Source organism: Aerococcus urinae, assembly GCF_001543175.1.
Lineage (GTDB): Bacteria > Bacillota > Bacilli > Lactobacillales > Aerococcaceae > Aerococcus > Aerococcus urinae.
Map to the genome: position 1 here is coordinate 1,664,063 of NZ_CP014161.1, position 23,327 is coordinate 1,687,389.

The window sequence follows — 23,327 nt, forward strand, 5'->3', positions numbered from 1 at the left end:
TATCATATCATATCAGGGCCTAAAAAAGCGCTTAATTTCTCTCTGCTACTAGGCTAGGGCCTGGCTGACCAAGATTTTACCAGCCTGGGTCACGACTAAGCCCTCAATCCCTTTTAAGTCATCAATGGCAGCCACTGCTTCTTCTGAACTTAAAGCAAAAAGTGCCGTGGTCCAAATCTCACAGAAAACCGATTGGGGCGCGATAATGGTTAAAGAAGCTAGGTCGGTTTCAATGGGGTAACCCGTCTTGGAATCCAGGATATGGTGGTAGGAATGGCCTTCTTGCTTGAACGAGCGTTCATAGATTCCTGAAGTGACCACCGACTGGTTTTTTACCGGGACAGTGGCCATAACTTCACCCCGAATGGCGTCTGGACGTTGGATACCGATCCGCCAAAAGCCGTCCTGGCGGTTGGGAGCATCGCCCATGACCAAGACATTGCCGCCCAGATTGATCAAGCCATAGTCAGCCCCAGCCCGGCGCCAGTCTGCTACAATCTGGTCGGCAAAATAACCCTTGGCAATGGCACCGAGGTCAATCTCCATGCCGGCCTGTTCTAAATAGACTTTGTGGGTTGTAGGATCGAGCTGGACCTTATGGGGGTCGATCAGGTCCAGACGCTCATCAATCTCCGCTTGGCTAGGTACCCGGGCATCGGAAAAACCGATATGCCAGAGCTTGACCAAGGGGCCAATGGCTAAGTTAAAGCGCCCTTCCGTTGAGACCGAGACTTTCTTGGCCAATTGGATCAGGTCAAAGAGATCCTCATCCACCTCAACGGCCTCCTTTCCTGCCGCCTGATTGACCCGCATCAACATGGAATCATCGCGGTTGGCGGAAAAGCGATATTCATAATCGCGCAATTTGGCCTCGCTCTTTTCCAAGAGGGCCTCGGCCTCCGGGTGGCCGACTTTCATTTCAATCACAGTTCCCATTAATTCAACTAATTTTACGGCTTCCATGGACTTCCCCTTTCTGATTCATTAAATTTCACCTGACACGGTCGGCTTTTGCTTGATTCCGGCCAGCTCATCGATTTGCCAGTGGAGGACAATCCAGGTGGCTAAGAAGACCGCCATAATGTCCACTCCCGCCCGGCTCACCACATCAACCAGGGCAATCTCATACCGTAAGGCAAAGAAGGCGTGATAGGCCAAGACGGCCGGGGCAAAAAAGCCCCAGGTAAATTGGTAATTTTTGCCTTTCTTATCTTGGCGCCTGAGATAACGTTGCAAGACGCAAAAGACACCCCCCATAGTAAGCCCCAGCATGGCTGCCCAAAGCAAGGAAATGGTTAAATTATCATTTCCCAAGCTATAAATATCTAAGCCCCGGTAGGCAAAGAAACGAAAAATCACCATGGACAAGGTATAGACCACTAAGGCCCGGTTATAGATAAAGGGTTTGCGTTGGTAATGTTGGCGTTTGGTGGCCAATAATTTCTCAATGAGGGCGCCTTGAACCATGAAGATCAGGACTGCCTTGAGCGAATTTAAGAAATAATCAACCGGCAAACGGTGGGGCAAGGGTTCACACAGGTAAAGGATGAAGACCACCAGTTCACAAGCCAGGTAAACCCAGGTTTTATATCGTTTAGTCCCTGGTAGACGGAGGTCGATCAGTTCATACCCCGCCGTCATCAAGCTAAAGACCAGCCAACCCACTAGAAAAGCTAAATAAGGATAGTTCCCAGCTTCCAGCAAGGGCGAAGGCGGGAGAATTCCTTGAAAGGAGGGATTGGGTAAAAACAGGTCAAAGACCAGCTGTAAAGCAGACATCACTATACCAATTAAGGCTATTCTAAGCCATCGCTTCATAGGCTTCACTTCCTTCTAATAGACCCGCATGGCTAGCAGGTGCTCACGTAAGACAACAGCATTATTTTCGCTTTCATTTTTGGAACTATAGATTAAGGTAATCTTATGGTCAGATGCCTTTTGACAGAGCCGCTGACAAGCCTCATGGGCGGCTTGGTCTTGGTTGAGTTCTTGCTTATAGGCTGACTTAAAGTGGTCGAAGTGGTCAGGGTTTTGGTGGAAAGTCTTGCGCAAGTCGTCACTTGGCGCCACATCCTTCTCCCATTCGTCCACATGGGCCTCTTCCTTCTTGACCCCACGCGGCCACAAACGGTCCACTAAAATCCGCTCCCCATCACTAGGGTCATAATCGTCATAAGCCCGCTTAATCGCAATCTCCATCACATATACACTCATTTCTAAACTTATCGATATTATAAATATAGTATAACAAAAGCCGCTAAACAAAATAAAAACTTAGCTACCCAATCAGGCAGCTAAGTTTCTTTACCACATTTTCTTATTCAGCTTTTCCCATCTTAGCGAGGGCTTCTTCTAAGTGGTGTTTAGTCTTTTCTTTACCCATGACTTCAATGGTTAGACCAATGGAAGGACCGTGTTCCTTGCCTGAAGTCGCGACACGGAGTGGCATGTAGAGGTTTTTACCCTTGATGCCGGTGTCTTTTTGAACTTGTTTAATGGCCGCCATGATGTGTTCTTCATCGAAGGGTTCGATAGCGTCCAACTTATTGTTAAAGTCATTAACCACTTCATAGGCGGTGTCTGCTGACAGGATTTCCTTACCACGTTCGTCCACTTCTAAGGAATCGTGGAAGAACATGTCGGACAAGTCGACAATTTGTTTGGCGTAGGACATTTCATCCTTATATAAGGACACTAATTTCTTGGTCCAAGCTAATTCTTCCTCATTTGGATCGTCTGATACCCGGCCAGCGGCTTGCAGGTGAGGAATAGCAAGGCGGGCAACGGTTTCTTCGTCAGCGGCCTTCATGTAGCGGTTATTGATCCATTCCAATTTCTTATTATCAAAAGCAGCCGGTGACTTGCTTAAGCGATTAGGGTCAAAGATTTCGATAAATTCTTCCTTAGAGAAGATTTCTTCTTCCCCTTTTGGTGACCAACCCAGTAAAGCGATAAAGTTAAAGATCGCTTCAGGAAGGTAACCGAGATCACGGTATTGTTCAATAAATTGAATAATGGATCCATCACGCTTGGACAATTTCTTCCCAGTTTCAGCACTGGTAATCAAGGACATGTGGCCGAATACTGGTGGTTCCCAGCCTAAAGCTTGGTAAATCATGATTTGTTTAGGGGTATTGGACAAGTGGTCATCCCCACGTAAGACATGGGTAATTTCCATCGAGTGGTCATCAACCACCACAGCGAAGTTATACGTTGGGGACTTATCTTTCTTCCAGATAATAAAGTCGCCACCAATATCTTCAGAGTGGATGCTGACCTCTCCCTTTACCATGTCGTCAAAGGTATAGGTTTCCCCTTCTGGAATCCGGAAACGGACGGTTTCAGGACGCCCTTCGTCTCGGGCAGCTTGGATGTCTTCATCCGAACGGTCACGCCAGGTGCCTTCATAGTGAGGCATGATCCCCGCTGCTTTTTGGGCTTCACGGGCAGCTTCTAATTCTTCTTCGGTATCAAAGGCATAGTAAGCGTCCCCTTGTTCGATCAATTGGTCAATATATTTTTGGTAGATATCGTAACGTTCTGATTGGCGGTAAGGACCGTATTGACCGGGGTTTTCTGGGCTTTCGTCCCAATCTAAACCTAACCATTTCAAGTTGTCAATTTGGCTCTTCTCACCATCAGCCACATTCCGTTTTTTATCGGTGTCTTCAATACGGATAATGAAGTCGCCACCTTCGTGACGGGCGAATAAGTAGTTAAACAAAGCGGTACGCGCATTCCCAATGTGTAAGTAACCCGTTGGACTTGGCGCATAGCGCACTCTGATCTTATCGGACATAAATTTAGCCATCTCCTCTTGTCTGTAAAGATTTCAATCGTTTCTATTCTACCATAAGTTGACCCCGCATTAAAATGAATGGGCCAAAATGCAGGTAAAAATTGTCTTTATGGCTAGATCAAGCTGCCTAAAGTGATTCATCAAGCCATTAAAGCTTCACTTTAGCCCTTTAAGGTCACTTGGGCGACCTTATCCCCTGCTTTGACGGCTTTAGGGTCAGCCACTTCCAGAGATTCAACTTGGTCTGCTTGGGTGAGGACCACTACACAGGTGGTATCGGCGCCGGCTTGGCGAACAGCATCTAAGTCCATTTGGGTCAAGACCTGGCCAGCTTGGATTTGGTCACCCGCAGCTACTTGGGACGTAAAGGGTTTGCCATCCAAATCAACCGTATTAAAACCTAAATGGAGGAGGATCTCCAGCCCTTCATCACTTTCAATGCCAATGGCATGTTGGGTAGGGAAAACGGTCGTGACCGTCCCATTGACTGGGGCATATATCGCTCCATCTTCTGGTTCAATGGCAAAACCGTCGCCCATCATCTTTTGGCTAAATACGGGGTCAGAGACTGATTCTAAGGCCACTAATTGGCCATTAGCGATCGCTTCAAGTTCTACTGAGGTGTTTTTTGCTTTTTTCTTTAAGAATCCAAACATTTTTCTACTCCTTTTTACGGCTAGTCAACCAGCATTTCATTTTAGGGATAGTTTACCATGAACATGTGGGAATAACAGGTCTTTTCGTAGGAATTTCCAAGAGAGTGTGACAAAGTCAAAAGAGCCCCGAACCGCTTCGCATACTATATCTGTAACTCGCTTGCACTTCGAACAGCTATAGCAACTGGAACAAACTATGGAAGATAGGCAAAAGCCTATCGCACATAGTTTGTGAAGTGGACGTCAGGGCTGACTTTGGAACACGTTTTGATTAGAAAATTTGTTTTCTGAAAAGAAACAGTGCCTTGCCCAAGCTATTAATCAAGCTCTTGGACAAAGGTCAAGTGATGGGCATCCGACTCCTCAGCCAAGTAGCGGTAGCCCGCCTCAGAAAAGGCTTGGACCTGACTTAAATCAGTAACTTGCTGGTTAACCAGGTAATTCAAGAGAGCACCTCTCCCCTTCTTGGCAATCGTGGAATGCTGTTTGAATTTGCCATCTTTGATTTGGTAAAAATCCACATCGATCCAGTCATAACGGTCCGAATCCAACAAGCTAGCAAATTCCTGGCTGGCTAGGTTAAGAATTGTTTCACCCGGCTCAAAGGCCTGGTCAAAAGTCCCCTGCCAGAATTTTCTGAGGGACTGCCCCTCAACTTTTAGAGGCATGGACAAATCCAAACGATAAGGCTTAATGGCTTTAGTGGCAGGAATAGGTCCATAAAGGGCAGACAAAATCCGCACCTGCTCGTCAAGATAGTTCTGGATCGATGGATCTTGTAAATCCAAGTCCAGCTGCCGGTAGGCCAAACCATGGTAGAGGCTAATGGCCGGATAAGTCTTCGCTTGATCAAAATCTTCTATATAAGCTAAGTTAGTCTCTAACAACCTATTCTTCACCTTTAAGGTTTTCGCCACTTCTTCTGGGCTCAAAGACTTCAAAGCCTGGACCAGCACTTGACTTTGTGGACTAAGTTGCCAGTCTTCCTTAAGAGGCTGGCCTTGGGACATTTCCTTGGCCGGGGAAAAAATAATCTTCATAAATAATCTCCTTTATACTAGGTCAGTTAGCTTTATTTTACCATAGGAGTGGATAAGAGAATGTGATGCGCTTTCGTCCTTTTGTGTGACTGTCGCACTCTATTAGTTGAGCTCGGATGCCAGCCTTGAAGTCGCCCTCACATCCTTACCAAACCTGCTCCAAGCGCAGAGCAAGCGTCCGCTTCATAAAAAGGCGCTAAATTCTCTTTAAGAATTTTGACGCCTTTTTCTTCCAGCGGTCTTGCTCTTTGACGCGCTTGTCGCACTCTATCCAAACCTGCTCCAGTCACAGGACGAACGTCCGCTTCAAAAACTGGTAACGCTCAGCTACGCTGACCTTATCCCAGTTTTCTCCAGCGCTTTCGTCCTTTTTTTGTGACTGTCGCACTCTGAACTTTATAAAATAACTTTTATTGGACAAAAAAGTCGAATTATATTATGGTTTTTTTATCAGTTTTTAGGGGAGTAGAGGAAAATGGAAAAAGAGTTTGGCCCAGTTTTGCGCTTTTTGAGAGGAATTGTGCGTCTATTTATACCCACATACCATCTCGACCAAGATACGATACCCGACTTGAGACAACCGACTGTCTTTGTCTCCCACCACGAAAACCTCAGAGGCCCGCTTAAGATTATCGTCTGGACCTCCATTTTTATGCGGATCTGGGTCCTAGCTAAGTTAACCGACCCTAAGGCCTGCTACCAACATTTTGTGGGCTATACCTTTACCCAGCGTTTCCATCTTCCTAAAGCCATCGCCAAGCTCTTGGCTTTTCCAGCGGCCTGGATCGTGGCATTCTTCCTCAAGCAAGCTCGGGTCATTCCTGTTTATCGGGGAAGTCGCCAGCTCAAGAAGACCTTCACTACTAGTCTCCAAGCCCTAGAAGAGCGTGTCCCCATCACTATCTTCCCTGATGTGGACTATCAAAGTAAGGACCAACCCGTGGGAAAAATCTATGAAGGCTTTCTTCACTTGGAGAAACTCTACTACCGCAAATACCACCGTCATATCCAATTTGTCCCCCTCTACGCTAATCGAAAGACCCATAAAATCTATTGCGGACAGGCAGTCACCTTCCAAGGTCCAAAAGAAAACTTCCGCCAAGAACGTGACCGGGTTGCTCATGAACTCCAAGACCAACTCAACCAACTGCTTGATAAAGACTAAACCGATCTAAAAAAGTTAACCTTGGGCGCTACTCTCCTAGTTAGAATAGCGCTCAGGGCTTTTTTATTCTCTGTTCTTTTTTACGTCGATAAGTCCACAAGTTGAATTTCCAGCTTTTTCTGACTATTACCCTTATAATAAAAATATCAGGTGGTCAGAATCTGGCCACCAAGAATAAAACATGAGGAGGAAGAACTATGTCAATGCGTGATCAATTAATTGGTACCTGGCGTTTACTTTCATACGAAACCGAAAAAGACGGCGAAAAGGTTTATCCTTTTGGTAAAGACGCTAAGGGCTTTATTATGTACAACCCTGACGGCTACATGTCTGCTCAATTATCCAAAGTCGGCCGGACCCCTTACGAATCGGGAGACATCCACACAGGGACTACCGAAGAAATGGCTGAAGCCGCTCACGGTTATATGGCTTATTCCGGTCGTTTCGAAGTCGACGAAGAAAAAGGGGAAGTCACCCACCACATGGACGTCTCCATGAACCCTAGCTGGGAAGGTCAAGCCCAACCTCGTGTCGGCCAAATCGACGGCAAGATCCTATCCATCTATAACGGCCTCCACCCTGAAGACCAACTCAAATGGGAACGCGTAGAACCACATCAATAAAGTTGATGCGAGCTGACGACAAAAAAAGTGAAACACTGGAAGAAATACGAGGTAATCCTTGAAAAGGATTGCCAAATATTTCTGAAGCGGAGTTCACTTTTGTCAGCGAGCAGGTTTGAGAAGGATGTGAGGACGCCGTCAGAGACTTGAATTGCTGGAGGAAAAGGCCATAAGCACAGGAAACTGTGCGTTGGAATTTTCTGAAGCAACTTCAAGGCTGGCGTCCGAACTCAACTAAAGACTGCGACAATCACATCTGTTTTTATCGTAGAAATAATTTTTAACAAACATTCATAAGGAGGACTCATTTATGGCAAATACCAATCGCGTTGTTGTTGTCACTGGTGGCGGGTCAGGAATCGGCCTAGCTATCGCTAAGAGCTTTGCAGAGAACGGTGACAAGGTGGCTATCCTCGGTCGGACCAAGGAAAAATTAGACAAAGCGGCTGAAGGACACGAAAACCTCTACGGCTTCCCTTGTGACATCCAAGTTGAAGACGAAGTGAAGGAAACCACCGAAGCCATCGCAAAAGAACTCGGTGACATTGATGTCTTAGTCAACAATGCCGGCTTACAAAGAATTCATTCCGTGGAGGACTTTCCTCTCTCTGACTGGGACCAAGTGATCGGCACAATTTTAACCGGGACCTTCCTCATGACCAAGTACTCCCTCCCCTACATGACGAAAAATGAATGGGGTCGGGTCATTACCATTTCTTCCGGTCATGGTCGCCGTCCGGATAAATACAAGTCAGCTTATGTAGCGGCTAAACATGGTCAAATCGGCTTTACCAATACCGTAGCTATGGAATATGCCCAAGCTGGCGTGACCGCTAACTCTATCCTACCAGGCGCTACCAATACCGATTTAATCCAAAATCAATTAGGTGACCTGGCTGAAAAAGATGGCACTTCCAAACAAGAAGCGCTGGAAACCCATATCTTAGGCGCTCAATGGATGAAAGAACTCATCGAACCTGAAGAAATTGGTGCCTTAGCTGTCTTCCTAGCTTCTGACGGTGCCGCTAAGATTACCGGCGAAGCCATCGGAATCACCGGTGGGGAATAGAATAAAACTGCTGATAAACCAGCAAAAAAAGCCGACGTTCATTAGAAGCGTCGGCTTTTCTATTTTCCAATGGGCTAGCTACATAAATTCATGACAACCTATAATATGATAACTGCCCTAGAATGGGGATGTTGATTATAATTAAAGAAATCTTCACCTTCATCGTTGCCCCACTTTTAGTGAGAATGAAATTGAGAAATTCTAGTTCCCCAGCTAAACCGCATAGCTAAGAATGACCAGGATCTTGAACTATCTTGGCTATTTTGATTGTCATGGCGGATATCTGTACCCTTCCGCTATTTTATGATGCCATAAATTCACCGCTTTTCAAAAGTAAAGGTCTCTATTTCTCTTCTTCCCAGTGGTTGATAAAGTCATAGAGCTCACTTTCCCGTTGGTAGATGATTAGAGACACCACCATGACTAAGCCCAGGAGAATAAAAGCCAGGGACAAAAGAATAGGCAGGTAGGCGGACAGATGGGGCTGGCGGATAAGTACAATTCCCATGGCAAAAGTCACTAAGGACAGCAGGATCCCACTCAGCGGAATATCCCAGTGATCGCGATGGATCCGGTAAAATTGCCAAGCGCGGATTAGAGACAAGCCAATCATCCACACCCCCACCTGAACAGGAAGAAATCGGCCGCCAAAATAGATCCCCGCCACCGAGAGCATAAAAGCCAAAATGGCCGCCAATAAGTAAGTTCCTCGCAGGCGTGACTGGGGCTGGGTCCAAAAGTAGCGCAAGTCCCAAAGCCCCGAGATAAAGATAACTAAGAGGAAAAAGCCAGCAAGGAAAGTGAGGTCATAGCTAGGCTTGATTAAGAGAACGATTCCCGAAAAGATTAAGGCGCCCCCAACCAAGACACTGACCCAGGGTTGGTCCTGGTGCCAATGGCCAACTTTTTGGGCGACTTCATTTCTGATCGACTGAGGATAGTAAGAGTCCGCACTATTCCGGCGCCTACGCTTCAAGGCCCGTCCAATCAAGACCAAGTCATTCAAGGTCGACATCAGAAAACGCTGGGTCGACCGGTCTAAAGACTTACCTTCTCGGTACAAGTTAGCGATAAAGCCAGAGAAATCCTGGTCAATATCCTTAAAACTATCGATCCCCGTCTGGTTCAAGAGTTCAAAAACCAAGACGAAGAAACGCTCAATATTTTCTTGTCCCTGCCACTGCATCCAGACATTCATGGTGGCTTGGGCCAGCTGACTGGTAGGGGTCGTGCTTTTAACCTGCTTAAAGTGGGTCTCTTCCACCTCCCACATCTCCATCAGATGTTGCATGAGGGAAATCCCCGAACTTCTCACCACCACGGGCTTAACCGCCGCATAGAGAATGATCCCAATCAAGGAATCCTCGGGCACATATTCATGGATCCGCCCTTGAATTCGGTGAAAGTTTTCCTGGGTCAAGGTCTCACGGTGAATACCGGGCGAGTCAAAGGCATAGACCGCGCTCAATCGGTCTTGGTAGGCCTTATCTTGTTGGATCGAAGCAACAATAGCTAGGTTACCCCCTTTGGAGTGGCCGGAGACGATAATGCTTTCCTCAGTATTTATCGAATTATCCAGAACTTGGCGCAGGTAGTCAGTGGCTGACTTTTGTGAGGGCATGGCCTTTTGGTAGGCCAGTTTGAAGTTTTCCCGCCAACCAACTAAGTGGTCATCGGTCCCCCGAAAGGCGATAATTTTAAAGTAATGAGGCACTTCTACCACCAAGGCCGCAAACTGAAGCACCGCCCCCCGGTTCAACTGGGAATCAAAGCCATAGAGACGGATGTGTTGAAAACGTTGGCTATCCACCATGGCTTCCAAAAGCGCATAGCGACCATCCATAATCCACTGCCACAAGCCTTGAAATGAATAGTCCTGGTCCTTTAAAGCCTGGTAGAGGCTCTCTAAATCCCAGTAGTCTTCCCCACTTAAATCACTGGTCAAAAGCCCAGCGATGGGCAAGTTACTCAACTCGGTCAAAGCCGCAATATCCACTTCATTAAGTCCTAAATCAGAAAAGGACCGATCCTTATTAGCCTTGAGATAATCAACAATCCGCATCGCTACCCTCCTCACAATTTATACTTAACCCTATTATAAATAAACCCGCTCAGGAAGCCAAAAATAAAAAGAGTGCGACAAGAGCATCAGAGGGCAGGACCATTTTTTGAAATGGACGTTTGCTCTGCGCTTAGAGCAAATTTTAATTAGATAATGCGCATAATAATAAAGTATTCTTTTTTATATGAGCAAGTATTTATCAAAAATATTATTTATCGGTATGAGCAGTAGTGTCGCTTTGAAATTAGTCGTTAGCCATGAACAAGCAAGCGATGTGAAATATCGGATCGTAGGCATAAGCCGTACGAACCGTTTGAAGCTCGCTAGGCGAGAGACCTTGCGCTCGAGCCGGTGCCATGGCTTTTCAACGACTAAATTCAAAAGCAGAACGAATGCTCATTAAGATTACTTAGTAAAGATAAAAAAACAACCCACTGTCTAAGTGGGTTGTAAAGGAAAAAAACAAAAATGAAAGGATGATGCAATCTCTCGATTGCTTCGCATCTATTGTAACACGATCTTCTAACATATGTAAGGGCTTACACATACTTTTTTGAATTTTTTCCCATAACTATTTACTTATTTATAAATTTCCTCAAACGATCAGCCTAGTTCTGCTTTTGGTAGACCCTCACCTTTAAATAATCGCTCTCAGGACTTAGCGGCGGTACCGGAAAATCGTCAGGCAGGTGGAAGCTTTCCACTAATTTAATCTGATGTCCACCAGCCTTGGCTCCCTGGTTAATATCCCTTTGGAAGGTTTTGGTCGCATAGTTAGCCGCATTGGTAGAACAGATCAGATAACCACCCGAACTGAGAATTTCTAGAGCATCGTGGACCAGTTGGGGGTATTGGTCGGTCACCTTGAAGATCTGCTTACCGTTGCGGGCGAAACTGGGCGGATCCATCACGATCACATCATAAGTCAGGTCGTGGCGCTTAGCATAGGCAAAATAGTCAAAGGTATCCATAACATAAACCTTATGACTATTTCCTAGGTCGATCCCATTGGCTGCAAACTGCTCGGCAGTGAGTTCCTTGGTTCGGTTGGCCAGGTCTACTGAAGTGGTTGACAAGGCCCCACCCATGGCTGCTGCCAGGGAAAAGGCGCCGGTATAGGAAAAAGTGTTGAGGACTCGTTTGCCTAAGGCGAGTTTCGACATGAGATAGTCGCGGACCAGTCTTTGGTCCAAAAAGATCCCGGTCATCCAGCCATCGGCCAAACGGGTCACATATTTGATCCCGTTTTCCTTAATTAAGACCGGCTGGTCAGTGGCTTGGCCCCAGAGCCGTTCATTTTTATGAGGGACAGCTTGGTTTTTGAAGCGGTTTTTTCCTTCCATGGCGATGGCTTCAGGGTAGACAGCCTTTAGAGCTTCAATAATGGCTGCCTTGTTCTGGTAAATGCCCAGAGAATACCATTGCAGGAGCAGGTAGCCAGCGTAGTAATCCACCGTCAAGCCACCTAAGCCGTCCCCCTCGCCGTTAAAGACCCGAAAGGCCGTGGTCAAGTCATCGTGGAAGAGGCCTTGGCGTTTGTCCTTGGCACTTTGGAAGACTTCTTGGAAAAAGTCCACTCCCCAGCGGGTCTGACAGTCATAGCTATAGATCCAACCAATGCCCTTGTTTTGCCGGGCCAGGTAGGCTAAAGCAAGAAAGTCGCCGGCTTGGTCTTGGACTTGGACCAGGTCGCCCTCTTCAAAGTGGGGCGGCTTGACGAAGTCCTGTTCTTTTAATAATAAGCGTCCCGCGCGAGCCGCTTGACTGGCGCGTTTTTTCAGAGTGAGTGTTCGCATACTTTACCTGCTTTCATGTTTCATTAGGAAGAAATGTTTAAAGTCATAGGCAAAATGGCCGATCACCACGCCCATACTGTTAAAAATCACGTCATCGATATGGCCAAGTCCCGTCCCTAAAAAGAGCTGGCCACATTCAATCATAAAGGAAAAGGCCATTCCCATCAAAAGGACTCGGAAGAAACTCCGTTGCCCCCGGAAGAAATAAGCCAATAACCAGCCAAAAGGAACAAACCAGAGGACATTGCCAAAAAAGTTATACCAATAGGAAAAACTGGAATCCCCATAGGCCAGTTTGATGGTATCCACCAAGGGCAGCCAGTGGAAGTCCCGTAAAGTTACTCCAGGAACTAGGGATAAGCGCCACCACTGCCAGTCATAGCGCAAGACTGTCAGGTGGAGGAGGAGGACCAAGTAGACAAAGAGAGCTAAGACATGGCCGTACTTGGACCTATCGACCTGCCACTTAGGCTGGTGACGCTTTTTCACATGGGCGATTAGGGCGGAAATAGCCAGAAAAATTAAAGTATAAAGGATGGTTTTATCCAGAGAAAAAACTAAGAGGCGGATCAGGGGAAAATGATTCACCCGGTCCGCCAGTAAATAAGCCAGTAAGTGATAGAGGGGGCCGAGGAAGATCATCGCGAGATCCACTCCCCACTAATCCAGGTATTTTGCTTGACCGGCAGGTTTTGATAGCGGTCAAGGAAATAGCTTATCTTTCTCAGTATCGCTTTTGGCATCCTATCTGGATAGGAATAGGTAGACATGTAGAAGGTCTCCTTCTGGTTAAAATTTTAAGTAGTCCCCTCGCTGATCCCAACCATGAAGTTTTAGCTGAGATTAGCTGAGTCAGAGGAGTCATCACTGGTTTGAGAGTCACTATTTGCTGCCTCGTGATCATCTTCCCAAGCCTTGACTTGACTTTCAGGCGGGAAACGCAGGGTAAACTGGGTGCCCTTATCAATTTCACTAGTTACCCGGATATCGGCTTGGTGGACTTTCATGAGTTGCTTAACAATGGACAGTCCCAGGCCCGATTCGCCATAAGCTGAGGCCTTACGCGACTGATCGACCTTATAGAAGCGTTCCCAAATATTGGCTAATTCGCTCTCGGTCATCCCGATTCCGGTGTCGCGAACGCGAATAGTGGTCCACTGGTCTTCACCGAGGTCAGCATCAATAGTGATGGTACCAGATTCGGTAAACTGGATGGCATTGTGGACCAGGTTAAAAATAATTTGCCGGAAGCGGTCCATGTCCGCATACACGGTCAAGTCGTCCGGACAATGCAAGACAATCCGGTCATCTTTCTTATCGGTCAGTTCCTTGGCCTGGATCACCAGTTCTTCTAGAACCGATTTAACAGGAAAAGTCACCTGGTTGAGGACAATTTCATGGGCCCGGATTTTCTCATAGTCCAAGTTATCGTTAACTAAACGGATCAAGCGCTGGGTTTCCTTATGCAAGAGCTCCAAGCTCCGTTCTTCCTTGTCCTTGGGGAAGATATGGTAGCGCAAGCCCTCCAAAAGCCCGTTCATGGTGGTGAGCGGGGTCCTGAGTTCGTGGGCGATATCCATAATCAATTGGTGGCGCATGCGTTCTTGACGTTCGATCTCCACTACCGATTCGGCTAGGGAGGCCGTCATATCATTAAAGTCATCAGCCAAGTCATCTAGTTCGTCGCGGTGGGCGGAAGGAATTTGCAGATAATGGCCTTGGGTGACCGAACGGGTGGCCTGACGCAGGCGGTTGATCCGCGAGGTTTGGTAGCGGGCCATCATAATAGCTAGGATCACCGCGGCTACCACCGAAATCGCCACCCCTTGGAAAATATTGGCCTTTAACTTATTAATGGTTTGACGAATGCCACCCGCTGCCTGACCGATCACCAAGTAGCCCGAGTAGTCACCCGAATCGCCGTCTTCTAGGGGCACGGCAATAGCATAGGCATCGGGACTATCCCCGGTAAAGCCCAGATCAAAGTCGAATAAACCTAAACGGCCCTTCTCTTTCATGGAAACAATGTCATCTTGGGGCAAGCCCGCTTCAGCATAGTCGCCATTGTCCTTGTCAGTGAGGGACTGAGGATAGATGCGTTGGTTATCCGCGTTATACCAGAAAATCTTAATCTGAAAGGAATCTTCAAACCAATTCTGGGCCTCTTCTAACATCCCACGAGACACTTGCCGACCTTGGATTTCGGAATAGACGGTCTCTAAGTCATCAAAGACTTGTTGGTAGATCTGACTCTCCGTGTAACGAAAAAAGGTAAAGGAAAGTTCGCAAACCGTCACCAAAACCAAAATCGCAAAGGAAGCTAATTGTTGGTATAGGTAACGCAAGTTTACTTCTCCCCACTTTCATCGTATTTATAACCCACACCCCAGACGGTTCGAATAGCTTGGGGGCCGTTCTTTTCCATCTTTTGACGAAGTTTTTTGATGTGGGCATCCACCGTCCGCTCGTCCCCGTAGAAGGGGTCTTCCCACAAACTGGTCAAGAGGTGGTCGCGGGTGAAGACCTGCTTAGGATGAGAAGCTAAGAGGGCCAGAATATCAAATTCCTTGGGTGTCAAATTCGCAATGGCTTGACCGTGGAAGGAAGCCTCCCGGGTATTGGGGTCAATGGTTAAGTACTCGGTCTTAATCAGGCTCTTCTCTTCTTGGGCTTGGCTTTCCCGGTTGTCATTGGCATCCCGTCGTCTCAATAAGGCGTGCATCTTAGCCACCAGGGTCAAGGGACTAAAGGGCTTAGTAATATAGTCATCTGCTCCTAGGCCCAGGCCCAGGACTTGGTCACTTTCACTATCCCGTGCTGTCAGCATAATAATAATTACATCTTGGTTGCTTTTGCGAATATCTTGGCAGATACTAATGCCATCCTTTGAAGGTAAATTGAGGTCTAAAATCACGATATCAATCTCATCCTCATGGGCCTTGAAATAGTCGTAACCTTCCTGGCCATCATAGGAAAAATGACTCTCCCATCCCTCTTCTTGGTCAAGGAACATGGATAGCATTTCTGCCACACTGGTATTATCTTCAATCATCAAAATTTTCACGCCACGGCCCTCCTTTTTCTCCTGTGCCTCTTAATAAGGCATCACTGATGGTCACTACTTCATAAGCAGGACCTATTCCTTACCTATTATAAGCAATTTTTTGAAAAATTTGTCAAAGAATGCAAAAGATAAATAATTCTTAAGGGAGAAAATTCTTAGTTCTTTGCGGCTTAATAGGAAGAGAGGAGGTGAAGTGATGAACCAAGTCCAACTCATTGGCCGCTTAGCCCGAGACATTGAAATGACACAAACGGGAAGTAAACACCAAGTCCTAAACAATACCTTAGCCGTCAACCGCTTTGTCGGAGGAGAGAAGCAGACCGATTTTATCCCTATTACCGCTTGGAATGCGACCGCCCAGCTGATTGATAAATACCTGGACAAGGGCGACGAAATTGGCATCGTGGGGAACTTGCATATGAACCACTATACCAATAAAGACCAAGTGGAGGTTTACCAATTGGAAGTCATTATCCGCGAAGTCTTCTTCTTGCGCAAGAAGCAAGGCGACAAGGCGGTCCAAGATATTAATATTGAAGTCACTAAGGTTTAATCCATTTTTGACCGTAAGAATCCTAGCTTACGCTCCTTATCCTTTAATTTATTCAGAAAATTAAACAGCCAGCTGAGTTCTTAGAAAAATCAGCTGGCTGTATTCTTTTAAGGGTGACTTTGAAATAAAAATAGCCTCCTGGACCCTACACTTAGGTGGGCATTCGATCTACTTTTGACATTTATTTGTTGAAATACAGAGAGTCAACAAGGGCTAGAGCGGTTTTGATCTCTATCCCCAAACCACTCGCCTGCCCCTTTTACTCTTCACTTTCCTGGGCTTCATTGAGGTAGTGCATATAAAGCAAAGGATAGGGTCTGCCCTCGGTATCCAAGGCCGTCCGACGATAAGGAACAAAACCCAATTGTTGATAAAAGCCAACTGCTTGGGGATTTTGTTCATTCACAGTTAGCTGGCTAAGCCCATAGGAGGCGATTCCTTCCTTAAGCAAGGCTCGACCCATTCCTTGCCCCCAATAATTTGGATGAAGGAAGAGCATCTCCAGGTTTTCGCCAGCCATTCCCATGAAACCAGCAATTTGTCCCGTATGCGCCTTAACCATCACTAAGTGGTCAACCGTCATTAAAGCACCTGGCACCTCTGCTTTAATAGCCTTGATGGCAGCCTCCGAGAGAAAGTCATGACTGGCTCGTACAGAGGCCTCCCAAATCGCAAGAAGCTCTGAAATATAGTTCTCCCTAGGAGTCACTTCACAGATCTGATATTGACTTGACATTGTTAAGCTTCAACCTCCTAACTTAAACACCTGACAATTAGCTCTTATTCAACGCTTTAGCTAAAAGATTTTAGCGGCGTTTTCTCCGGCAATCCGACCAAAATTAACCGCAAAGCCAAAGGTTCCGCCAGGGAGGTTGAGGTCATAACTGTCCCCATACATCCCGCCGGCATCTAAAGATTTTCCGCGTATTGGTTGAGTCTTCTGAGGCGGTGGTTGATGCCGGATTTAGAGACGGGGCCGGAGGGGAGGAGTTCGCCGAGTTCTTTGATGGTGGCCGAGGGGTTATCGAGGCGGGCTTGGGCGACTTCCTGGAGTTTATCCGGTAATTTATCGAGACCAATGGTGTTTTGAATGTGCTGGATGCTGCGAATTTGCTTGGCAGCCGCATCAATGGTCTTATTCATATTGGCATTTTCACAGTTGACCATGCGGTTGACCGAATTGCGCATGTCGCGAGTCACCCGAACATTTTCAAAGCGCAAGATGGCACTAGAGGCTCCTAAAAGCGCCAAGAAATCAGAGATTTTTTCCGCTTCTTTGAGATAAGTGATGACTCCCTTGCGCCGATTGGTGGTCCGGGCATTCATATGATAGCGATTCATCAATTCTGCCAGCTGGAGGGCATGGCTTTCATGGCTGGAGTAGATCTCCAAGTGATAGGAGGAGGTTTCTGGATTATTGACCGACCCCCCAGCCAGAAAGGCTCCCCGTAAATAAGCCCGCCGCGTGGGATCGTTATAAATAATGTCTGCTGGAGCTTTTTCTAAGATACTGGAATCGCCGAGAATGCCCAGTTGGTCTAAGAGCAGGTCAACGGCTTGTTTAACCCGGACAATATAGACATTATTTTTCTTTAATTTCATCTTCTTCCGAACCAGGATTTCCCCGTGGACCTGGAAGTATGTTTTTAAAAGGGTATAAATTCTTTGGGTAATAGCCGCATTTTCCGTTTGAATGTTCAATGAGAGTTCGCCTTCAACGATCTGCAAAGCACCGTTCATACGAATAATGGCGGATAGTTCTGCGCGCGCTTCCTCTTGGTCAAGCTTTAATTGGGTCAGTTCTTTCTTGACACTGGCTGCAAAAGAAACCACATGATCGCCTACTTTCTCTTCTTAATAACTAGTGTTGATGGTGGTCACGGTACACTTGGATCAGGGCTTGGACCAGCTTATCCTTGTCATGGTAAACCCCAGAATCCTTGAGGTTTAGAAAATCCCAGCCGATAATCTCAGCTTCCTGATCTTTCAAAGCTTGCCGGTCGTGGCTAACTTGGACCAGATAATCCAGGACCTCATTGTTTTCAATGTATTCATAAGGCACAGTGGTCCGATTCAATAGACAGGCATCGACATAGTGGCCTTGTAAATGATCGTTGATCACCCGCAAGTGATCAGCATCCGAGAAGCCTTCCGTTTCCCCCAACTGGGTCATGATATTACAGATATAAACCACTGTCGCTGAAGTCTCCTGGAGGGCTTGGCGGATTTCTGGAATCACGATATTGGGTAAGATCGAGGTATAAAGCGATCCCGGACCTAAAACCACCATGTCCGCTCCCATGATGGCATCCACCACGCCCCGTCCGGCTTTAACCCTTTGGTCGGAGGCTGATTGATTAGCCAAACGAACCGAGACCGACTGGATGGGCCGTTTTTCCTCAACGATGGTGGTCTCCCCTTCGATCATATCGCCCTCTTGGTAGTGGGCTTGTAGGATCAAGGGCTCTTCACAGGCGGGAAGGACCCGGCCTTTGACTGCCATGGCGACCGATAATAATTTCAAGGCCGAATAGATACTCCCCCGCATTTCGGTGAGAGCAGCAATAATCAAGTTTCCAATGGCATGTCCGGAAAACTCCTGGTCCTCAGGGGCAAAGCGGTACTGGAAGACATCCTTATAGAGTCTATCGGAGTCCGATAAGGCCACTAAGCAGTTACGCAAGTCGCCTGGGGGGATGGTATTTAAGGCCGACCGCAATTTGCCCGAAGAGCCCCCGTCATCTGCGACAGTCACCACAGCGGTTAAGTCGCAGTTGGCGCTCTTCAAACCGGATAGGAGAATGGGAAGACCTGTCCCTCCGCCTATCACGGTAATTTTAGGGTAATAGTTCCTTGACTCACTCATTGATTTCGCTCCGTTCCTTTGCGTTTGTTCTGGTCACGGTGACTGATATGGGTGGTGTAATTGGTTGTGTCCATGATATGTTGACCGATTCGGCGGGTTAGGGCCACGGATCGGTGTTGGCCTCCGGTACAGCCAATAGCAATGGTCAAGCTGGCTTTCCCTTCGGCTTCATAGAGGGGCAGGGTAAAGTCTAAGAGGTCGACAAATTTTTGGTAGAAAATTTCAGTATCGTCCTGGTCCATCACATAGTTATAAACGGGATCGTCTTCCCCAGTTAAGGGACGCAATTCGTCGATATAGTGGGGGTTAGGCAGGAAACGCACGTCCATGACAATATCAGCATCAATGGGGATCCCATACTTAAAGCCAAAGGACATGACTTCAATGGTGAAGCCTGAGGCATCAGAGACATGGAATTCGCGGATCAAGGCCGCCCGCAATTCTTTTGGAGTGATCGAAGTAGTGTCAATAGTCAAGTGGGAGAGGGCCCGAACTGGACTCAACTCTTCCCGTTCCCGTTGGATCCCCTCTAAAATCGTCCCGCCCTTTTGCAAGGGATGGTTACGGCGGCTTTCCTTATAGCGAGCCACCAAGGCCGCATCACTAGTGTCTAGGTAGACCAATTGGGAATGAATTTTAGGGTTATTGTCCAAGAGTTGGAGGGCATGGACAAATTCATCAAAGAATTCCCGCGACCGTAAGTCAATCACCAGACAAACTTGGTTGATATCCTTAGACTTCTTGATCAACTCGGAAAAAGTCGGCAAGAGAGAAGGCGGTAAGTTATCCACACAAAAGTATCCCATATCTTCAAAACTTTGTAAGGCAACCGTCTTCCCGGCCCCACTCATTCCAGTAATAATTACAATATTTAATTCACTATTTTCTGACATAATGTCTCCTTTTGTCTGAACACAGACCTAATCCTTCTTATTATAACAAGCATCAATCGGGCCAGCAATTAAATAAATCCTAAAAAATCTAGAGTGTGCCTGAAACACGTTTGTGAAGATGCCAGCTCCTCCTAGAGTCCCAAAGTCGGTCAATAAGGCAAAAAGAGGCTGGGATTCATTCCCAGCTCCTTTTTTAAATCATTGACTTTTTTTGGCCTTGACCATATAGCCTTAATGAGCATTCGTTCGGCTTTTGAATTGTGTTTTTTAAAACTTTTATTCTGCCAAAGCTTGCATGACTTGACCATATTGGTCCACTTTTTGGGCAGCTTGGTCTTCGGAATCAGCCTTGACCCCGATGTAGAACTTAATCTTGGGTTCGGTCCCACTTGGCCGTACTGCAATCCATGACCCATCTGCCAGTTGGTATTTCAAGACATTGGACCGGGACATGTCGAAGTTTTCCACCTGACCTTGGTCGTCAATCCGTTCCCCAGTTTGGAAGTCTTCGGTTAATAGGACTTTTTGACCGCCAATGTCTTGGGGTTGTTCTTGGCGCAAGTTAGCCATAATACTTTCAATTTTCTTAGCGCCGGCTTGGCCTTCAAATTTAAGCGGAATGGTTTTTTCCAGGTAGTAACCATATTCCTTGTAAAGGTCCAGGAGTCCGTCATAAACGGTCTTGCCTTGGTCCTTGTAGAAGGCCCCCACTTCGGCAAATAAGAGGGCCGCTTGAACAGCATCCTTGTCGCGTGCAAAAGGCTTAATCAAGTAGCCATAACTTTCTTCAAAGCCAAAGAGGAAGCTATGTTCACCAGTCTCTTCGTATTCTTGGATTTTTTCGGCGATGAATTTAAAGCCGGTCAGGGTATTTTCGGTCGCAATATCAAAAGATTCCGCAATCTTAGCGGGCAGGTCACTGGACACGATCGATTTCACAATCACGCCATTATCTGGCAGCGTCCCCTCTTCCTTACGAGCAGTAAGGATATAGTGGGTTAATAGTGCCCCAATTTGGTTACCAGAAATAATCTTGTAGGACCCGTCTGGCATTAAAGCCGCCGCCCCCATCCGGTCAGCATCCGGGTCAGTAGCAATCAAGAGGTCCGCGTGACTTTCCTTGCCGTAACGCATGGCATAGGTGAAGGCTTCTGGGTATTCGGGGTTGGGTTCATCCAAGGTGGAGAAGTCCCCATTGGGTTCTTTTTGTTCTTCTACGTAGACAATGTTTTCAAAACCAGCCTTGTCTAAGGCTTTTTCCATCAATTTTTGTCCCGTCCCTTGTAGCGGGGTGTAGACAATAGTGACCTTGTCCTTCATCTTTTCGATAATGTCAGGGTTCACAGTCACGGTTTCCAGGTTCTTCAAGTAAGCGTCATCGACTTCCTTACCGATCACTTGGTAGAGTCCCTTGTCCTTAATTTCATCCAAATCAGCCAGGGGAATGGTTAACATATTGACGTCTTTGACGTGGTTGACCAAGGCATCAGCATCTTGAGGAGGCATTTGCCCCCCGTCTTCCCCGTATACCTTGTAGCCATTATAGTATTCGTTATTGTGGCTGGCAGTAATCATAATCCCGGTAAAGGTGCCCAAGTGGCGGACAGTAAAGGAGAGCTCTGGTGTTGGACGAACCCCATCAAAGATATAGGATTTAATCCCATGTTGGCCCAGCACCCGAGCCGCATTTTGAGCAAATTCTAGAGAATGATGGCGACCGTCATAGGCAATGGCTACCCCACGGTCAACGGCTTCTTGGCCGTATTCTTCCATTACTCGGGCTAATCCTTCTGTGGCTTGGCGAACAGTATAAATATTCAAACGATTGGTCCCAGGGCCCATTAAGTCACGCATGCCAGCCGTCCCAAAGTTTACCTCTTTGTAGAAAGCTTCCTGGAGGGCGTCTTCGTCTTTTTCTAATTCTTCTAATTCAGCACGAACCTGACCATCTAAATCAGGGAAATTCTTCCATTGCTCATAAGCATCTTTCCAAGTCATGGGATCACTCCTCTTTCATTTTTCGTATCTCTATTGTACCAAATTTGCCTTAGCTTTGCTCCCTTTTCTCCCGAAACAAGCGTTCCCATCGTTTTTGCTGAGGGAATAGGATATCTAGGGAATGTGAATGGACTCTAGTCTGCTCCTATTCCCCAAAGACGTCGCCTAAAGCACTCAATAAAAAATACCCCTTAATCTCCCATCAGGAGACCAAGAGGTAAGTGGTCTAAGTTATTGCTTAAATATACTTGTGTGCTTGTTTGTGGGCGGCGATCCAGAAAACAGCGATTAAGGCTGAGAGGACTGCCAGGAAGATCCAGGCCGTTTGGTAGGTCCCAGAAACATCCGCTAGGGTTGCTGCGAGGAGCGACCCAGAAGTCATCCCTAACATCAAGGCGCTTTGAACAATTCCGTATGCTTTAGGATAGTCATCGGCTTTAAAGATCGATGAGGTCATCAATGGCGGTAAAACGGTACCGATGGCGTTCCCTAAGCCAAAGAAAATGGCCATCAGGAAGACAAAGGTATAGTTGCCACTGAAGAGCATCAAGAAGTAAGCCAAGGCGCAAAGCAGAGAAGCGTAAAGCGTCGCGATCCGAACACCAAACTTGTCATTGACCACACCGAGAACTAACTTTCCAAGAATCCCTACCCCAGAGTAGATGGATACCATTTGGGCCATCTTACCCGCGCCGTGGAGTTGTTGGACGTAAGGTGGGAATTGCCCCAAGCCCCCGTTATTCGAGATACCGATAAAGACGGTACCGATTAATAACATGATAAAGAAAGGCTTCTTGAAGGCTGCTTTGGTGGGTAATTTCACCCCCGTCTGGTCCTCTTCTTGGTGGTCAGCCGTGTCATCCACTTCAGCTGCTCCCAAGGCATGGAGACCTTTAGCTTCAGGGTGTTCCACAAAGAGCATCATCACAATCGGAATTCCGACCACTAACATGATAATGGCGTAAACTAAGTAAGCCATCCGCCAACCCATGTCACCAATTAACCAAGTTAGTAATTGACTGAAGATAATTCCGCCCAGACCGAGTCCAGCGAAGGAAAGGCTGAGGGCGGTCCCCCGACTTTTCACAAACCAATTATTGACCAGCATGGACACTGGAATAATGGTGGTGGCGGTATAACCGAAGCCTACCCCAATAGAGAGCAAATAAAAGACATAAATATTCGGGGCAAAGGCATATAAACCGTAAGAAATGGCATAAGCAAGCACACCGATCAGATAAAAGCGCTTGAAATTCCCCTTCTTAGCGAATTGTTGGGAGACAAAGGGTGAGACAAAGATCCCCATCCCCAGCACAATGGAGTTAACAATGGCAAAGGCTGAGTTAGCAATGCCAAATTCTTCAACGACATAGGGTTGGAAGAGGTTGGCTACGGCTACCGAAGCCGGTCCCATGACCGCTAGCATGATAATGGCGCCGAGTACGACCCACCAACCATAGAATAACTTATTTTCTTTCATTGAATTCCTCATTTCTATAAGACTTACTTATTTACTATACCAGTAATTTGAAATTTTGTTGGGAATTTTGATTATTAATCCCCAATAAAAAAGAGGCCGCGACTTTTGTCTTGGCCTCTTAGTTGTATTCCAAGTGCAGAGCTAGCTCTACTTCAGAAGTCTTGCTCTTTAATGCACTTGTCACACTTCCTAGTCGAGTTCGGACGCCAGTCTTGAAGTTGCTTCAGAAAATTCCAACGCACACTTTCGTGTGCTTATGGTAT

The 23,327-nt window shown here is 46.8% G+C and carries 21 protein-coding genes; 4 read left to right on the forward strand and 17 right to left on the reverse strand.

Going from position 1 to position 23,327, the window contains the following annotated elements:
• Positions 1-48 precede the first annotated feature (48 nt).
• From AWM73_RS07625 to yaaA, 6 genes are all read right to left on the reverse strand, one after another.
• Positions 49-963 carry an FAD:protein FMN transferase gene (locus tag AWM73_RS07625; protein WP_060778780.1) on the reverse strand — a complete coding sequence of 305 codons (915 nt, stop codon included), beginning with the start codon at positions 961-963 and terminating at the stop codon, positions 49-51.
• Positions 964-984: 21 nt separating this feature from the next.
• Positions 985-1,818 carry a hypothetical protein gene (locus tag AWM73_RS07630; RefSeq protein ID WP_060778781.1) on the reverse strand — a complete coding sequence of 278 codons (834 nt, stop codon included), beginning with the start codon at positions 1,816-1,818 and terminating at the stop codon, positions 985-987.
• 15 nt (positions 1,819-1,833) lie between these two features.
• Positions 1,834-2,199, reverse strand: coding sequence for a DUF488 domain-containing protein (locus AWM73_RS07635; protein ID WP_060778782.1), 366 nt, complete (start codon positions 2,197-2,199; stop codon positions 1,834-1,836).
• Between the two features lie 118 nt (positions 2,200-2,317).
• On the reverse strand, positions 2,318-3,799 hold the full coding sequence (gltX, locus tag AWM73_RS07640) for a glutamate--tRNA ligase (protein WP_060778783.1): 1,482 nt from the start codon (positions 3,797-3,799) through the stop codon (positions 2,318-2,320).
• A gap of 161 nt (positions 3,800-3,960) precedes the next feature.
• The gene (locus AWM73_RS07645; protein WP_060778784.1) at positions 3,961-4,455 is read right to left on the reverse strand and encodes a PTS sugar transporter subunit IIA; all 495 of its coding nucleotides are present in this window, start codon (positions 4,453-4,455) and stop codon (positions 3,961-3,963) included.
• A gap of 317 nt (positions 4,456-4,772) precedes the next feature.
• Positions 4,773-5,495, reverse strand: a complete 723-nt coding sequence (gene yaaA, locus AWM73_RS07650; protein WP_060778785.1) for a peroxide stress protein YaaA — start codon at positions 5,493-5,495, stop codon at positions 4,773-4,775.
• Positions 5,496-5,970: 475 nt separating this feature from the next.
• Between yaaA and AWM73_RS07655 the strand changes: the two genes are divergently transcribed.
• The 3 genes from AWM73_RS07655 (at position 5,971) to AWM73_RS07665 (ending at position 8,352) form a co-directional block, all read left to right on the forward strand.
• Entirely contained in the window at positions 5,971-6,660 is a 690-nt protein-coding gene (locus AWM73_RS07655) for a hypothetical protein (protein ID WP_060778786.1), read from the forward strand.
• A gap of 197 nt (positions 6,661-6,857) precedes the next feature.
• The gene (locus AWM73_RS07660) at positions 6,858-7,283 is read left to right on the forward strand and encodes a lipocalin-like domain-containing protein (RefSeq protein WP_060778787.1); all 426 of its coding nucleotides are present in this window, start codon (positions 6,858-6,860) and stop codon (positions 7,281-7,283) included.
• Positions 7,284-7,593: 310 nt separating this feature from the next.
• Entirely contained in the window at positions 7,594-8,352 is a 759-nt protein-coding gene (locus tag AWM73_RS07665) for an SDR family NAD(P)-dependent oxidoreductase (RefSeq protein WP_060778788.1), read from the forward strand.
• Between the two features lie 343 nt (positions 8,353-8,695).
• Here the strand turns inward: AWM73_RS07665 and AWM73_RS07670 are convergent, their stop codons facing one another.
• The 5 genes from AWM73_RS07670 to AWM73_RS07690 all read right to left on the reverse strand — a co-directional run bounded on the left by AWM73_RS07670 (position 8,696) and on the right by AWM73_RS07690 (position 15,274).
• Positions 8,696-10,414, reverse strand: a complete 1,719-nt coding sequence (locus AWM73_RS07670; RefSeq protein WP_060778789.1) for an Mbeg1-like protein — start codon at positions 10,412-10,414, stop codon at positions 8,696-8,698.
• A 608-nt stretch (positions 10,415-11,022) separates the two neighbouring features.
• A complete protein-coding gene (locus tag AWM73_RS07675) occupies positions 11,023-12,210 on the reverse strand; it encodes a class I SAM-dependent rRNA methyltransferase (protein ID WP_060778790.1) in 1,188 nt (395 codons plus the stop codon).
• Between the two features lie 3 nt (positions 12,211-12,213).
• Positions 12,214-12,852: a VanZ family protein gene (locus tag AWM73_RS07680; RefSeq protein WP_060778791.1), complete on the reverse strand. Its 639-nt coding sequence runs from the start codon at positions 12,850-12,852 to the stop codon at positions 12,214-12,216.
• A gap of 191 nt (positions 12,853-13,043) precedes the next feature.
• Positions 13,044-14,555 (reverse strand): sensor histidine kinase, encoded by a 1,512-nt coding sequence (locus tag AWM73_RS07685; RefSeq protein WP_060778792.1) that lies wholly within the window; start codon positions 14,553-14,555, stop codon positions 13,044-13,046.
• Between the two features lie 2 nt (positions 14,556-14,557).
• Positions 14,558-15,274, reverse strand: a complete 717-nt coding sequence (locus tag AWM73_RS07690; protein ID WP_060778793.1) for a response regulator transcription factor — start codon at positions 15,272-15,274, stop codon at positions 14,558-14,560.
• A 196-nt stretch (positions 15,275-15,470) separates the two neighbouring features.
• On the opposite strand from AWM73_RS07690, the gene AWM73_RS07695 reads away from it, so the two are divergent.
• On the forward strand, positions 15,471-15,827 hold the full coding sequence (locus tag AWM73_RS07695; RefSeq protein WP_076340230.1) for a single-stranded DNA-binding protein: 357 nt from the start codon (positions 15,471-15,473) through the stop codon (positions 15,825-15,827).
• A 259-nt stretch (positions 15,828-16,086) separates the two neighbouring features.
• On the opposite strand, the gene AWM73_RS07700 is transcribed toward AWM73_RS07695, so the two are convergent.
• The 6 genes from AWM73_RS07700 to AWM73_RS07725 form a co-directional block, all read right to left on the reverse strand.
• On the reverse strand, positions 16,087-16,563 hold the full coding sequence (locus tag AWM73_RS07700) for a GNAT family N-acetyltransferase (RefSeq protein WP_060778795.1): 477 nt from the start codon (positions 16,561-16,563) through the stop codon (positions 16,087-16,089).
• Between the two features lie 173 nt (positions 16,564-16,736).
• Positions 16,737-17,660, reverse strand: coding sequence for a DNA-binding protein WhiA (gene whiA, locus AWM73_RS07705; RefSeq protein ID WP_060778796.1), 924 nt, complete (start codon positions 17,658-17,660; stop codon positions 16,737-16,739).
• Between the two features lie 28 nt (positions 17,661-17,688).
• Positions 17,689-18,693 (reverse strand): gluconeogenesis factor YvcK family protein, encoded by a 1,005-nt coding sequence (locus AWM73_RS07710; protein ID WP_060778797.1) that lies wholly within the window; start codon positions 18,691-18,693, stop codon positions 17,689-17,691.
• Positions 18,690-19,586, reverse strand: a complete 897-nt coding sequence (gene rapZ / locus AWM73_RS07715) for an RNase adapter RapZ (RefSeq protein WP_060778798.1) — start codon at positions 19,584-19,586, stop codon at positions 18,690-18,692. Before rapZ ends, AWM73_RS07710 begins: the two co-directional genes overlap by 4 nt.
• A 276-nt stretch (positions 19,587-19,862) precedes the next feature.
• Positions 19,863-21,584: a phospho-sugar mutase gene (locus AWM73_RS07720; protein WP_060778799.1), complete on the reverse strand. Its 1,722-nt coding sequence runs from the start codon at positions 21,582-21,584 to the stop codon at positions 19,863-19,865.
• A 238-nt stretch (positions 21,585-21,822) separates the two neighbouring features.
• Positions 21,823-23,064 carry an MFS transporter gene (locus AWM73_RS07725; RefSeq protein WP_060778800.1) on the reverse strand — a complete coding sequence of 414 codons (1,242 nt, stop codon included), beginning with the start codon at positions 23,062-23,064 and terminating at the stop codon, positions 21,823-21,825.
• Positions 23,065-23,327: the final 263 nt, after the last annotated feature.